The sequence below is a fragment of the Bacteroides sp. ET489 genome, from assembly GCF_030518095.1.
Lineage (GTDB): Bacteria > Bacteroidota > Bacteroidia > Bacteroidales > Bacteroidaceae > Bacteroides > Bacteroides ndongoniae.
The window spans coordinates 54,110-67,842 of record NZ_JAULLJ010000003.1 but is presented as its reverse complement, the minus strand read 5'-3'; the positions used below and the strand labels follow the sequence as shown (position 1 = coordinate 67,842).

Below are 13,733 nucleotides of genomic sequence, written 5' to 3'. Positions count from 1 at the left end.
GTAGGGATTATTTTGGAAAGAATATGCAAAAACAATGATTTTTTATTCTGTTTTTGCCGAAAAGAAGATTATTTATGCAAAAACGATGCTTCTTTATTCATTTTCTCGAAGTAATGTGGAAGCAGCCTTGCTTCAGTTCGTATTTGACGTAGCACTCGCCATTCTGTTTCAGGTCTCTCAGCACTTCGGACAGTACAAGTTTCAGTGTGTCGGCGCTGACGTCCTGCAAGGGGCGGCCGTCTTCGTCTTCTACTTTTTCGAAACGTTTCCAACTGATGTCGAACGTAGTGCCGTAGGAGTGGGCAGAATTGCTCGAAGCGTTAGTGTTGCGGCGGCGCAGGCGCTTCACGTCGTCCTGGGTGCGGAGGACGGAGGTGACGATGACTTTATTCGGATTCAGTCCTTTCGAGGTGAGCGAATCGAGGAAATTGCTTCCGATGCTGTCGAGCAGATCGGCTGCGCCGGGCACGAGGTAGGGGATGGAGTGGGTGAGTGAGTCGACAGCGTAGAGGTCGTTGGTCTGGATGTGGCGAAGCTTCTCCTTCAGGGCTTCGGCTTCCTGGCGCGAGCCCAGGGGAGCGATGCCGATGGCGCGGGCCACTTCGAGGTGCTTGGCGTTGAGGTCGCCGAAGGAACGCTTGTAGCTGACGACGCCCTTGATGTTGCGCGGTTCGTTCAGTTTGAGGGACATGTCTTTCTTTTTGCAGCTACCGAGGGTGGACGTAGCTACGGTTGCCGCAAGCAACACGAGGGGGAGGTAGTGTGTAAATCTGTTCTTTTTCATTGCTTTGTTTTTGTGAATTTATATGCAAGTCTTTGCAAAAGTCACGGCAAAGATACTTTAATCCGCAGAAACTGCATTATCTTTGCACCCAAAATGCAGGGACAGGCTGACCGATGGCCGGATGCGGGACGAATGCTTGCGAGCGGCTGGCAGGTTACGGACAGATGTCCTTTTCTTTTGAATCCTCTAATATAAAAAGGAAGAACTGTGCAACGATATTTCATCTATTTGGCTTACGACGGAACGGCCTATCACGGCTGGCAGATACAGCCCAACGGGGCAAGTGTGCAGGAGTGTCTGATGAAGGCGCTCTCGACGTTGCTGCGCCGCGAGGTGGAGGTGACGGGAGCCGGGCGCACGGATGCCGGGGTGCACGCCTCGCTGATGGTGGCTCACTTCGACAGTGAGCAGCCCTTGGACACGGTCTTCATGACAGACAAGCTGAACCGTCTGCTGCCGCCTGACATTTCGGTCTACCGTCTGCGGGCGGTGAAGCCCGATGCGCATGCACGCTTCGATGCCACGGCACGCATGTACAAGTATTACGTCACGACGGCGAAGGTGCCGTTCGACCGGCAATACCGTTGCCGACTGTTCCAACGGCCCGACTTCGACCGGATGAACGAAGCGGCGCGCCGGTTGTTCGACTATACCGACTTTACCAGCTTCAGCAAGCTGCATACCGACGTGAAGACCAACAACTGCCGCATCATGCACGCCGAGTGGACACAACTGGACGAGGTGACCTGGGTGTTTACCATCCGTGCCGACCGCTTCCTGCGCAACATGGTGCGGGCCATTGTGGGCACACTGCTCGAAGTGGGCCGCGGCAAACTGTCGGTCGAGGGTTTCTGTCGTGTCATCGAGCAGAAGGACCGTTGTCGTGCGGGGACTTCCGTACCCGGCAATGCGCTGTTCCTGGTCGACGTGGCCTATCCCGAGGAACTGTTCTTGGAGGAAGAGGATCGATGAGGCTTCTTTCCTTATTATATATGTAAGACTTACGTCCGTTAATTCGTTTTTTTATTATGTGGTTATTGCTTGCTTTTCTTTCGGCTGCGCTGCTGGGCTTTTACGATGCCTTCAAGAAGCAGTCGTTGCGCGACAACGCCGTGTTGCCCGTCCTGTTTCTGAATACACTGTTTTCGAGCCTGGTTTTCCTGCCTTTTATCGTGCTGTCGTTTGCGGCGCCCGAAGTGTTGCGGGGCACGATGTTCGAGATGCCCGTGGCAGGATGGGAAACGCATAAGTATATCGTTGTAAAGTCGTTCATCGTCCTCTCGTCGTGGGTGTTCGGTTACTTCGGCATGAAGCACTTGCCGCTCACCATCGTGGGACCCATCAATGCCACGCGTCCGGTGATGGTGCTCGTAGGCGCCATGCTGTTCTTCGGCGAACGGCTCAACCTGTATCAGTGGGCGGGCGTCTTGCTGGCCGTGGCTTCGTTCTTCATGCTGAGCCGTTCGGGCAAGAAAGAGGGCATCGACTTCGGTCACAACAAGTGGATCTTCTTCATCGTGCTGGCTGCGGTGACGGGAGCCGTCAGCGGCCTGTACGACAAGTATCTGATGACCCGCCTCAACCCGATGCTGGTACAGTCGTGGTACAATGTCTATCAGGTGTTCATCATGTGCCCCGTCATCCTGCTGTTGTGGTACCCCAAGCGTAAGTCGAGTACGCCGTTCCGCTGGAAGTGGACCATTGTCTTCATCTCGCTATTCCTTTGTGCAGCCGACTTTGCCTACTTCTATGCCTTGAGTTACGAAGATTCGATGATATCCATCGTGTCGATGGTGCGCAGGGGCAGCGTGGTGGTGTCGTTCCTGTTCGGAGCCTTGTTCTTCCGTGAAAAGAATTTAAAAAGCAAGGCTGTCGACCTGATTTTGGTGCTGATAGGAATGTTCTTCTTATATTTGGGGAGCAAATAGGAGGGAAATAAAGAATTAAGAATGAAGAATTAAGAATGGAGAATGAAGGATGAAGACTTGTTCATTTCCTCCCCATCCACTATTTATTATTAATTGTCAACTATTAATTAACTGTTATGAACCGCTTGATATTACTCGCTATATGCTTGCTGGTGCTGCCCCTGTCGCTGCGTGCACAGCTGGCGAAAGACGTTTTCAAGGCTATGCCCGACTCGCTGAATCTGCTGCTGACGTCGGTGAACCGTGCCGACTTCATCGACTTTCTGGAAAGCAAAATGAAGGCCGAAGTGACCAACCGCTTCGACGGCAAGTCGGAGATGACTGCGCTGACGCCCGACTACATCCACATCCGCATGACGCCCCAGAGCACCTGGGAGATGAAACTGCTGCCGCTGACCGATAGCACCAAGGTGGTGTGCACCGTCTCTACCGTTTGCGCCCCGGCGTGCGACAGCCACATCCGTTTCTACACCACCGACTGGAAAGAGCTGTCCGCTGCCGACTTCCTGCCTGCCCTGCCCGTGACGGACGACTTCATCGAAGCCGCCCCCGACTCGGCCGACATCTACGACTATCAGGATGCCCGCCGCCAAGCCGACATCCTCTTCCTGAAGGCTTCGCTTTCGCCCACCGATGCCGCACTGACCTTCACCTTCTGCACCCCCGACTATATGGAAAAAGAAGCGGCGGACCGGTTGAAACCTTTTGTCCGCCGCCCTGTGGTTTATACCTGGAAAGAGGGGAAATTCGTCACTTTACCTTAATCTTGTCGAACCCTTCGCCGTAGACTCCGATGACAGCACTCTGCGATACGAATGCCTTGGGGTCGATGTCTTTGATGAGGCGGAAGATGATGGGCGACTCGCTTTTCTTGGCCAGTACGAACAGCATCTTCACCTCGTGACCCGTGTAGAAGCCCGAAGCATGAATCACCGTCACGCCGCGGTGCGGATATTTATTGATGTGCTGTCCTATCTCCTCGTACTTGTCGCTGATGATGAAGAACTGTACCGACTGGCGGGCACTGTTGACCACCTGGTCGAGCACAAAGCTACAGATGTAAAGGGTGACGTATCCGTAGACAACCTTTTCCCAGTCCTGCAACGCGAAGTAACTGGACGAAATGATGATGAGGTCGCAGATCAGCATAACGCGTCCCAGCGTGATGTCGCGATACTTGTTGATGATGGCGGCGATGATATCCGTTCCGCCCGTACTGCCGTTCGCCGAAAAGGCAATGCCGATGCCGCCTCCGCAGAACGAAGCTCCGATGACGCAGGCCATGAAAGGCTGGTCGTCGAGCAGCACCAGTCCTTCGGTCAGCTTCTGGATGACGGACAGGAAAAAAGTCAGAGTGAACACGGCAAAGATGGTCTTGATGCTGAACTTCCATCCCAGTATCCGTATGGCCAGCAGCAACAGCAGCACGTTGATGCCGAAGTAAGTGTACTGCACCGGAAAACCGGTAGCGAAATAGACGATGGACGCGATGCCCGGCACGCCTCCGGTGGTGATGTCGTTGGGCAGCAGGAATACGGTCCAGCCGATGCCGTACATGATCATGCCCAAAGCGATCATCAGATAGTCTTTCATTTCCCGCAGCATATTCTGCCGGAGCGGGCTGGTTTCAGTTGCTTTCATATGAATTCGTCAGATAGATAGCAGAAGCATTTTGCGGCAAAGATATGGTAATTTTCTTTCCTATGTTCGGGCAGGTGCGGATTTCTTTCTGCGCCTTCTTTTTTACCCCGTTTTTACCGCCTTTGTAGGACACTTGCCATTCATTTCTGGGACACTTGCACGGCTCGCGAGCAATGCAAGTGTGGCTCGTGAGCCACACAAGTGTCTCTCGCGAGCCGTACTTGTATCATTCAGCGATGGTGGGGGATTGGAATAGGCAGAAAAGAAAAATCAGATAGAAATCTTGCGATAACTATCTGATTCTCTTAAGAGCGGAAGACGGGACTCAAACCCGCGACCCTCAGCTTGGAAGGCTAATGCTCTATCAACTGAGCTACTTCCGCAAATTTATGTGGGCAAAGATGGATTCGAACCACCGAAGGCGTAAGCCAGCAGATTTACAGTCTGCCCCATTTGGCCACTCTGGTATTTGCCCTTTGGCTTTCGAGCTACTCGGGTGAAGCACCTTTGTTTCTCAATTGCGATGCAAAGATACGACTATTTTTGTAAACTCCAAGCGAAATCTATCATTTTTATTGCAGTAATTGCACATTCGTCGCCTTTATTGCCTAATTTTCCTCCGGCGCGGTCCTCGGCTTGCTCCATTGTATTGGTCGTAATCAGGCCGTAAATCACTGGTACATCGCCACTTGCGTTCAATTGTGCGATGCCTTGGGTTGTTCCCATGCAAACATAGTCAAAATGTGGCGTATCTCCGCGAACTACGCAGCCCAATGCAATAACTGCGTCCACTTCGCTATATTCGATCAGCTGACTGGCTCCGAAAGTCAGTTCGAAACTGCCCGGAACGGTTTTGATGAGGATGTTTTCTTCTTTAGCTCCGTGTTTTTTCAGAGTTTTCACGGCACCTTCGAGCAGTGCGCCCGTGATGTTGTAGTTCCACTCGGAAACGACGATACCGAATTTCATTTTCTCGGCATTGGGTACTGAGTTGAAGTCGTAGTCGGAAAGATTGTGGTAAGCTGTTGCCATAGATATTAAAATGTTATGGTTTTGAGTTTGGTTTAAGGCGGTTTGTATAAAGCGAAAGCACGGATTACACGGATACCACGGGGACTTCTCCTTTCCGTGTTTTTTCCATGTATTCCGTGCTTTCGGTATTTCTTATATATAAGGTATATATGCTTCGCGCAATTACTTCTTCATGAACTTGGCTTGCTCGATGTACTTATCGATGTTCATGGATTGGTAAGAACGGAAGTATTTTTCCTTAATAGTGGTGTAAGCGTTGATGGCATCATCGTACTTGCCTTGCTTCACCAGGATTTCTCCGGCCTGTTGCAGATAGATGGGGCTGATGGCGTTGCTGTTGGCCTCTTCGGCTGCTTGCAGCAACAGCGATACGGCTTTGTCCAGCTGACCCAGCTGAGCGTAGCAGTTACCCATAGCACCTTTCATGGCGGGAGCTACCAACTGGTCGTTGCCGCTGAAGCTGTCGAGTGCTTTCAGAGCTTCTTCGTATTTGCCCAGGTGAGCGTAGCAAAGTCCTGCATAAGCCTTGGCCAGGTTGGCAGCGTCAGTTCCGCTGTATTCTTCGGCCACTTTCAGGAAGCCTTTGTAACCGATGCTGTCGCCGTTGAGGGCTTGTTCGTACTTGTCGGCTTCGAAATATTCCTGTCCTTTGAACAGGGCAGCCTGTGCTTTCTCTTCACGAGGTTGTGCATACAGATTCTTGTACATCACTACTCCGGCCACGATGATGACGATTGCCAGCACGGCACCGATAATTGCTTTCTTGTTTTTGATGAGGAATGCCTCTGACTGTGTCAACGCATCTTCCACGTTCAGGGCTTCGTTGGTCTTTTTTTGTTCTGCCATTTTTGATATATACTTTTTGTTATTATTCTTATGTAGGGAATTCGACCTGCAAAAGTAAGTTTTTTATAGTTATCGGCGAAATTTAGCGGCATCTTTTTTTGTTTTGCTGCTGAAAACCTTTATTTTCGGCCCGCTTTTCCGTAAGAAGGCCTATCTTTGTACGTCAACTTAGCGATAGATTTACATGATACTTAAGCGCATATCGATACTCAACTATAAGAATCTGGAGCAGGTAGAGCTGTCTTTTTCGCCCAAGCTGAACTGTTTTTTCGGACAGAACGGCATGGGCAAGACCAACCTGCTGGATGCCGTCTATTACCTGTCGTTCTGTAAGAGCGCGGGCAACCCCATCGATTCGCAGAACATCCGCCACGATGCCGACTTTTTCGTCATTCAGGGGTTCTACGAAGCAGCCGATGGAAGTCCGGAGGAGATATACTGCGGCATGAAGCGCCGTCAGAAGAAGCAGTTCAAGCGCAACAAGAAAGAATATACCCGCCTGTCCGACCACATCGGCTTCCTGCCGCTGGTGATGGTGTCGCCTGCCGATTCGGACCTGATTGCCGGGGGAAGCGACGAGCGTCGCCGCTTTATGGATGTGGTTATTTCGCAGTACGACAAGGAGTATCTCGAAGCTCTGATACGCTACAACAAGGCACTGGCTCAGCGCAACGTCCTGCTGAAAAACGAAACACCCGTCGAGGACGAGCTGCTGCTGGTTTGGGAGGAGATGATGGCACAGACGGGCGAAGTGGTATTCAGAAAGCGCGAAGAGTTTATCCGCGAGTTTATTCCCATTTTCCAGAACTTCTATTCGTTCATTTCGCAGGACAAGGAGCGGGTAGGGCTGACCTACGATTCGCACGCACGCGACGCCTCGCTGCTCGAAGTGCTGAAGACCAGCCGCGAGCGCGACCGCATCATGGGCTATTCGTTGCGCGGGGTGCACAAGGACGAACTGAACATGCTGCTGGGCGACTTCCCCATCAAGCGCGAGGGCTCGCAGGGGCAGAACAAAACTTACTTAGTGGCACTGAAGCTGGCGCAGTTCGACTTCCTGAAGCGGACAGGCTCGACCGTGCCGTTGCTGTTGCTTGACGACATCTTCGACAAGCTTGACGCTTCGCGCGTGGAACAGATCATCAAGCTCGTGGCGGGCGACAGCTTCGGGCAGATATTCATCACCGATACCAACCGCGAACACCTCGACCGCATTCTGCATAAGGTGGGCAGCGACTACAAGATGTTCCGCGTAGAGCGGGGCGAAGTGTCGGAAATGGAGGAGGACGAAGTATGAAACGGAACGATGCCGAACAGATAGGCAAGCTGATACAGCACTACCTGCGTCAGGAGTGCCTGGAGTCGCCGCTCAACGAACGGCGGCTCATCAACGCGTGGCCCGAAGTGCTGGGTCCGACCATTGCTTCGTACACGCGCGATCTTTATATAAAGAATCAGGTGCTCTACGTACATCTTACTTCGGCCGCCCTGCGGCAGGAGCTGATGATGGGGCGCGACCTGCTGGTGCGCAACCTGAACCGCCATGTCGGTGCACAGGTCATCACCAATATCATTTTCCGTTGACCGGATCTGTGTCTGCTTTGTTAAACAATGTTATAAGTTGGGCCTATAAAGGTTACAACTTATGTGTCTGATTTTGTACCTTTGCACCCGCAAATCAGCAGGAAAAAGAAAGTCAGAATGAAAATACGTTTTTACCACATCGCCATCCGTTATCAGAACAAGATACACGACTTCCATGCCTGGGGTGTGGCTGCTCTGATTTAATACCTGTCTCTTCCGTCCGACGGGCGGAAGCATTTCCCATCCGATTTCAATTTCTTATTCAGGTTTTGCGGACTGTCCGGCGACAGGTCGTGTCGTCGCGTGCCGGCAGGAGGACCGGTGCCTTGTCCGTACAACCGTAACCCTTAACTTCAATTATTACATGTTTATGAGTTACAGAAAAGGACTCATGGCGCTGTGTGTGGCAGTGCTGTGCAGTCCGGGCCTTTACGCCCAATCCGCTTCGTCGGGCCGCCTGTTGAGTGTCAATGAGATGTTCCGCCTGGCCGATGAAAACAGCAAGAGTATTCAAACCTATTCCACGGCCCGCGAGGCTGCCGACCAAGTGCTGCAGGCCGCCAAGGCACAGCGCCTGCCCGATGTCTCCGCCAGTCTGTCGGTCAGCTACCTGGGCGACGGTCGCTTGTGGGACCGCGACTTCAGCAACGGCACCAACATTCCGATGCCCCACTTCGGCAACAACTTCGCTCTTGAGGCGCAACAGGTGATTTACGCCGGTGGTGCGGTGAACAGCAGCATTGCCCTGGCCGAACTGGGCCAGCAGATGGCAGGACTGGACGCGCAGAAGAACCGTCAGGAAATCCGCTTCCTGCTGATAGGCTACTACCTGAACATCTATAAACTGGGCAATCAGCGTCAGGTTTTGCAGAAGAATCTGGAACTGGCCGAACAGGTTATCCGCAACATGGAGGCACGCCGCAACCAGGGAACTGCCCTGAAGAACGACATCACCCGCTACGAGCTGCAACGCGAAACGCTGAAGCTGCAGTTGGCGCAGGTGGAAGACGCCCGCCGCATCATGAACCATCAGCTGGTGACCACCCTGCATCTGCCGGCCGGCACCGAGATTATCCCCGACACTACGCTGCTCTCGTCCGACGTGCCCGCGCTGGCCGAAAGCGACTGGCAGCAGATGGCCCTGCAAAGCAACCTGGCCTTGCAACAGAGTGGCCTTTCGGTCGAGATGGGCAAGCAGAAAGTGAAGCTGGAGCGTTCGGAGCTGCTGCCCAAAGTGGCGCTGGTAGCAGCCGAGCATCTGGACGGCCCCATCACCATCGAAGTGCCCGTGCTGGACAACAACTTCAACTACTGGTACGTAGGCGTGGGCGTGAAGTACAATATATCGTCACTCTTCAAGAACAACAAGAAGCTGAAGCAGGCACGTCTGAACGCCCGCAAGGCGCAGGAAGAACACGAACTGGCAGCCGAGCAGGTGGAGAATGCCGTACAGGCTGGCTACGTGAACTTCCTGACCTCCTTCACCGACCTGCACACGCAGGAGAAGAGCGTACAGCTGGCCGACGAGAACTACCGCGTGACCAGCAACCGCTACGACAACGACCTGGCCTTGCTGACCGACATGCTCGATGCCGGCAACATGAAGCTCAGTGCCGACCTGGCGCTGGTGAACGCGCGCATCAACGTTGTCTACAATTATTATAAGATGCGATACATCACGCATACACTCTAACCTTTCTTATTTCATATATTCAACAAACCATAATACTTAAAGTCATGATTACAAGAACTGCAAAGAAACTGATATACAACATCGTCATCATCGGCTGCCTCGTGGCAGGGCTGGTTTACGTCTGCTCGCGCTTCCTGCACCTGGGCCGTGTAGAATATACCGACAACGCACAGGTGAAGCAGCACATCACCCCCGTGAATACCCGCGTACAGGGCTTCATCAAGCGCATCTGCTTCGAGGAGTTCCAACCCGTGCACAAGGGCGACACGTTGGTCATCATCGAAGATACCGAGTTCCGCCTGCGTCTGGCACAGGCCGAGGCCGACCTTGCCAATGCGCTGGCAGGCAGCAAGGCCACTACGGCAGGCATTGCCACCACACAGAACAACCTGAGTGTGAGCGATGCAGGCATCGAGGAGGCCCGCGTGCAGATGGAGAATGCCCGCCGCGAACTGACCCGTTACGAGAAACTGCTGGGCGAGGATGCTGTCACCCGTCAGCAATACGACAACGTGCGTACCACTTACGATGCCGCCAAGGCACGCTACGAGCAGGTGCTCCGTGCCCGCCGCTCTACTTCGCTGGTAAAGGATGAGCAGACCCACCGTCTGGATCAGAACGAAGCGGGTGTCCGCCTGGCCGAAGCGGCTGTAGAGCTGGCACGCCTGAACTTGTCGTATACCGTTGTGCTGGCCACCTGCGACGGCGTGACCGGCCGTAAGGACATCCACGAAGGCCAGTTGGTTCAGCCGGGACAGACGCTGGTGGACATCGTCGATGGCACCGACCTGTGGGTAGTGGCCAACTACCGCGAGACACAGCTGCCCAACATCCACGAGGGAGCCGAGGTAGAGATTACGGCCGACGCCGTGCCGGGCATTGTTTACAAAGGCACGGTAGAGTCCATCTCTGATGCTACGGGAGCCGCCTTTTCGCTCATTCCCCAGGACAACGCTACGGGCAACTTTGTCAAGGTAGAGCAGCGTGTCCCCGTGCGCATCAGCCTGCAGGGCAATCGTCCCGAAGACTTGCAGCGACTGCGTGCCGGGTTCAATCTGGAGTGTGAGGTGAAATATTGAGCAGACTATGGGAGCACCGATTCTTAACGGGCCGTTCACGATGCCCATGTTCCGCGAGTTTGTACCGCGCAAGATGCAGCCGTGGATTTATGTATTCTTCGCCGTTACCTTCCAGCTTTCCGGCGGGCTTTATTTAGGCGCACTCAACCAGATGGAGGGCGGCATGTCGCTGATGCGCGAAGACCTGCTGATGTGCCTTTACTCTAATCTGGCTGGCATGGCCATTTACTTCCCGTTGCTGTTTCGCATGAAGTTTCGTTTTACCAACAAGACGCTACTCACGGCCGCTGCGCTGGGTGCGCTGGTGTGCAACCTGGTGGCGCCTTACATCACCTTCCTGCCCCTGCTGTGGGCGGTGTGCTTCATCGAAGGCATCTGCAAGATTCAGGGTACTTTCGAAGCCATGTCGAACATACAGCTGTGGATGACGCCCAAGCGCGACTTCACCGTCTTCTTTCCCCTGCTGCACATCATTATCCTGGGCAGCATGCAGCTGTCCGACCTGATGACCACCTGGTTGCTGCACCACTATCATTGGACGTACATGCACCTGTTCATGGCAGGGTTGATGCTGGTGGACCTGCTGATACTTTCGACTTGTGTACGTCATTTCCGTTTCATGAAAAAGTTCCCGCTGGTGGGTATCGACTGGACAGGCGCGATGCTGTGGGCGGCCCTGCTGCTGCAGGTAGCCTACCTGTTCGACTATGGCGACTGGTACGACTGGTGGGACAGTCCCGTCATCTGTACGCTGACGTGCACCATCGTGCTGACGGCTTACGTCAGCGTCAAGCGCATGCTGGCCATCCGCCATCCTTTCTTAGAGCCCAAGATGTGGACCTACCGCTATCTGTTGCCCATTCTGGCACTGATTACGGTGGTCGAAATGATTCTGGCTACGGAGCGTGTGCTGGAGGAAAGTTTCTACGAAGGGGTGATGCACTATGCCGAGACCGTCAGCGTTCAGTTGGACTGGTTGGCGCTGGCTGGCATTCTGGCGGGCTGTCTGTTTGCCTACTGGTGGATGCACGTGCGCCGCTTCAACTACCTGCGGCTCCTTATCGTGGGTGTCATGGCGCTGGTGTGCTACCTGGCAGGTTATTATTTCCTGTTCTCGGGCGAGATACACCTGTCGCAGCTCTATCTGCCGACGATGTGCCGCGGCTTCGGCTACGCCATACTGAGTGCCACGTTTATGGTTTGCCTGGAGGAGATTATGACCTTCCAGCACTTCTTCCAGGCGCTCAGCGTTTTCAACATGCTCCACATGGTGGTGGGCGGCGTGCTGGGTTCGGCTCTTTACGGACGTGCCCTTTCCTACTACATGACGGACAACATGGCCCGCTACGGCAGCGCCATCGACCGCGTGTCGTTCAGCAGTTCGCCCTTCCCGCTGGGTGAATATATGAAGACGTTCGTCTCGCAAATGATGGAAGTCAGCATCCGCCAGATATACGGGTGGGTGCTCTACGGCTGCATCCTGTTGCTGCTGTTGTTCCTGCTCTACGACATGCCGGTGCGGCGCCAACTGAAGGAGATGCCCAGTTGGAAGAATGTGGCGCGCGAGGTGAAGAACACCTACCGCCGTTTCCGTTCGTTGCCCGACGAGTGACGGGTACGTGTTTGGACCTGAAGTAAATGGAATGTTAACGCCCTACCTGATAATATTGTAAAATATCCCGCAAAATATCAGCCCATGATGCTTTTTTCTCCGGGGCGACAGTTTCGTGCAACCGTTCCTGATTGTGCTCGTCTACCCGCGATGGCAAAGCCTTACCGCTTCCGGTGGTTGTTGAGTCAGAAGCAGGAGAGAGGTAATGTGTCAGGTAAGGGTTGGTCGCATTCGAGTTTCTGGAAGAATAGCAGGCAGTCAAAATCAGACAGTACCCCCATATACACATGTGTTTCAGTATCTTCATGGCAGCTGTGCTTTTTACAAAGAACGGTGTTTCTTCGTAGAGCTGCAAGTAAAGAGGGTTAAATTAGTTAAAAGTGTTTATTGCAAATAACGCTGGGCATGTTTGAATTGTACCTTTACAATGTAAAGATTAAAAGTATCACGCTATGAAGAAAGTCTTTCTTTTATTGATTCTCATGGCGCTTGGCGGAGTCTCTTACTCGCAGGTTCGGATAGTCGACAACGATTCTTTGAAGTCTGTCATTACTGCTTCCGACAAGCCTTATAAACTGATTTACGTTTTCTGTGATTACTGTCGTCCGTCTGTCGAACGTTTTCCGAAACTGTTGGAGGTGTTGAAAGGCAATTCGGATGTCGCTTTGTTTCCTATTTGCGCGCAAGGCTATGGAGAAGTAGCAGAGTATCTGAAAAGAAATGGGTTTTCGGAAACAATCTACCTGATTAACCAAAAGCGGAAAATTAAAATGATCGATCTGTATAATCCGATTAAGTTTACTTGTAAACTTCTGCACAAGCAGTTGGATATTCCGACAGATAAGATGGGGGCTTCGGACTATTGTCTGTTGGATAAGGACAATAAGGTTGTTCTTCAGACCCATTGGGAGATGCCGGATAGTTTGTATTTCGGACAGCTGAAGGAGTATTTTGCTCGTTTCCGCTCGCAGCCCGACGAGTGACGGGCGCAGGGCGGCGGAAGACTGCATTTGTCTTTGTGTTTCAGTTAAGGCGTTTCTGCTTGCAAAAAGAGCCGGAAACGCCTTTTTCTGTAACACGCTCTTTCGCTGAATCCCTCGAAATAGAGGGTGGAACTGCATAAAACGGCGCTAAAACCGCATGAATATACGCTGCGGATGCCGGAATTGCATCTTTTTGCCGTCTGAAACGCTTGTGCGGAACGTGCTCTGTGCTTGTCCGGTTGCCGAACAACGCTTGTGTGGCTCGGCAACAATGCTTGTGCGGCTCGGCCGGAAGGTATGTTATAGGGAGGAACAAAGCTTTCGGCGGGGCATTCGGGCGCTTTTTTCGTCTGTTTTGGTTGTAAGTATTTCGCTATCTGTTTGGCTGATAGACGAATAGTGCGTGTGCGCTTTGAAAAAATCGGCTGCCCGTCCTTCTGGCCGCAAATACGCGATTCTCGCGGACTTGGGTGTGCAAAGTGTCAGAATGATAGTTGGCCCGTTTCTCCTTTTCTTCCGCCCATCGGGCCGTTTGTCCGAAATAATATGTA

General features: G+C 52.9%; 15 protein-coding genes and 2 tRNA genes. 10 read left to right on the top strand and 7 right to left on the bottom strand.

The features are described 5' to 3' along the window. Positions 1 to 97: 97 nt before the first annotated feature. A complete protein-coding gene (locus Q3C19_RS02570) occupies positions 98 to 784 on the bottom strand; it encodes a DUF5715 family protein (RefSeq protein WP_071148502.1) in 687 nt (228 codons plus the stop codon). A gap of 207 nt (positions 785 to 991) precedes the next feature. Between Q3C19_RS02570 and truA the strand changes: the two genes are divergently transcribed. The 3 genes from truA (at position 992) to Q3C19_RS02555 (ending at position 3,476) form a co-directional block, all read left to right on the top strand. Then, positions 992 to 1,756: a tRNA pseudouridine(38-40) synthase TruA gene (gene truA / locus Q3C19_RS02565; protein ID WP_302727023.1), complete on the top strand. Its 765-nt coding sequence runs from the start codon at positions 992 to 994 to the stop codon at positions 1,754 to 1,756. A gap of 56 nt (positions 1,757 to 1,812) precedes the next feature. Then, positions 1,813 to 2,712 carry a DMT family transporter gene (locus Q3C19_RS02560; RefSeq protein WP_302727020.1) on the top strand — a complete coding sequence of 300 codons (900 nt, stop codon included), beginning with the start codon at positions 1,813 to 1,815 and terminating at the stop codon, positions 2,710 to 2,712. Positions 2,713 to 2,828: 116 nt separating this feature from the next. Beyond that, positions 2,829 to 3,476 carry a DUF3256 family protein gene (locus Q3C19_RS02555; RefSeq protein WP_277120468.1) on the top strand — a complete coding sequence of 216 codons (648 nt, stop codon included), beginning with the start codon at positions 2,829 to 2,831 and terminating at the stop codon, positions 3,474 to 3,476. Here the strand turns inward: Q3C19_RS02555 and Q3C19_RS02550 are convergent. The 5 genes from Q3C19_RS02550 to Q3C19_RS02530 all read right to left on the bottom strand — a co-directional run bounded on the left by Q3C19_RS02550 (position 3,463) and on the right by Q3C19_RS02530 (position 6,231). Further along, positions 3,463 to 4,353, bottom strand: coding sequence for a YitT family protein (locus Q3C19_RS02550; protein WP_071148506.1), 891 nt, complete (start codon positions 4,351 to 4,353; stop codon positions 3,463 to 3,465). The genes Q3C19_RS02555 and Q3C19_RS02550 overlap by 14 nt on opposite strands. Before the next feature lie 310 nt (positions 4,354 to 4,663). Next, a tRNA-Gly gene (locus Q3C19_RS02545) sits at positions 4,664 to 4,736 on the bottom strand. Positions 4,737 to 4,745: 9 nt separating this feature from the next. Continuing rightward, a tRNA-Tyr gene (locus tag Q3C19_RS02540) sits at positions 4,746 to 4,828 on the bottom strand. A gap of 62 nt (positions 4,829 to 4,890) precedes the next feature. After that, positions 4,891 to 5,385 carry a 6,7-dimethyl-8-ribityllumazine synthase gene (ribH, locus tag Q3C19_RS02535; protein WP_277121483.1) on the bottom strand — a complete coding sequence of 165 codons (495 nt, stop codon included), beginning with the start codon at positions 5,383 to 5,385 and terminating at the stop codon, positions 4,891 to 4,893. Positions 5,386 to 5,547: 162 nt separating this feature from the next. Beyond that, the gene (locus tag Q3C19_RS02530; RefSeq protein ID WP_022162991.1) at positions 5,548 to 6,231 is read right to left on the bottom strand and encodes a tetratricopeptide repeat protein; all 684 of its coding nucleotides are present in this window, start codon (positions 6,229 to 6,231) and stop codon (positions 5,548 to 5,550) included. A 184-nt stretch (positions 6,232 to 6,415) separates the two neighbouring features. Between Q3C19_RS02530 and Q3C19_RS02525 the strand changes: the two genes are divergently transcribed. The 6 genes from Q3C19_RS02525 (at position 6,416) to Q3C19_RS02500 (ending at position 12,199) form a co-directional block, all read left to right on the top strand. Next, positions 6,416 to 7,528, top strand: coding sequence for a DNA replication/repair protein RecF (locus Q3C19_RS02525; RefSeq protein WP_302727015.1), 1,113 nt, complete (start codon positions 6,416 to 6,418; stop codon positions 7,526 to 7,528). After that, complete coding sequence (locus tag Q3C19_RS02520) at positions 7,525 to 7,815, top strand: DUF721 domain-containing protein (protein ID WP_022162989.1); 291 nt, start codon at positions 7,525 to 7,527, stop codon at positions 7,813 to 7,815. Before Q3C19_RS02525 ends, Q3C19_RS02520 begins: the two co-directional genes overlap by 4 nt. A gap of 63 nt (positions 7,816 to 7,878) precedes the next feature. Continuing rightward, complete coding sequence (locus Q3C19_RS02515) at positions 7,879 to 8,019, top strand: hypothetical protein (RefSeq protein WP_162841927.1); 141 nt, start codon at positions 7,879 to 7,881, stop codon at positions 8,017 to 8,019. Positions 8,020 to 8,185: 166 nt separating this feature from the next. After that, complete coding sequence (locus Q3C19_RS02510) at positions 8,186 to 9,508, top strand: TolC family protein (RefSeq protein ID WP_302727012.1); 1,323 nt, start codon at positions 8,186 to 8,188, stop codon at positions 9,506 to 9,508. Positions 9,509 to 9,552: 44 nt separating this feature from the next. Then, on the top strand, positions 9,553 to 10,587 hold the full coding sequence (locus Q3C19_RS02505; RefSeq protein ID WP_083380868.1) for an HlyD family secretion protein: 1,035 nt from the start codon (positions 9,553 to 9,555) through the stop codon (positions 10,585 to 10,587). A gap of 7 nt (positions 10,588 to 10,594) precedes the next feature. Continuing rightward, complete coding sequence (locus Q3C19_RS02500) at positions 10,595 to 12,199, top strand: hypothetical protein (protein WP_302727009.1); 1,605 nt, start codon at positions 10,595 to 10,597, stop codon at positions 12,197 to 12,199. A gap of 34 nt (positions 12,200 to 12,233) precedes the next feature. Here Q3C19_RS02500 and Q3C19_RS02495 read toward each other — a convergent pair whose 3' ends face one another. After that, positions 12,234 to 12,506 (bottom strand): hypothetical protein, encoded by a 273-nt coding sequence (locus tag Q3C19_RS02495; protein ID WP_277121479.1) that lies wholly within the window; start codon positions 12,504 to 12,506, stop codon positions 12,234 to 12,236. Between the two features lie 145 nt (positions 12,507 to 12,651). Here Q3C19_RS02495 and Q3C19_RS02490 point away from each other — a divergent pair, with 145 nt between their 5' ends. Next, positions 12,652 to 13,182, top strand: a complete 531-nt coding sequence (locus Q3C19_RS02490; RefSeq protein WP_159434429.1) for a hypothetical protein — start codon at positions 12,652 to 12,654, stop codon at positions 13,180 to 13,182. Positions 13,183 to 13,733 lie beyond the last annotated feature (551 nt).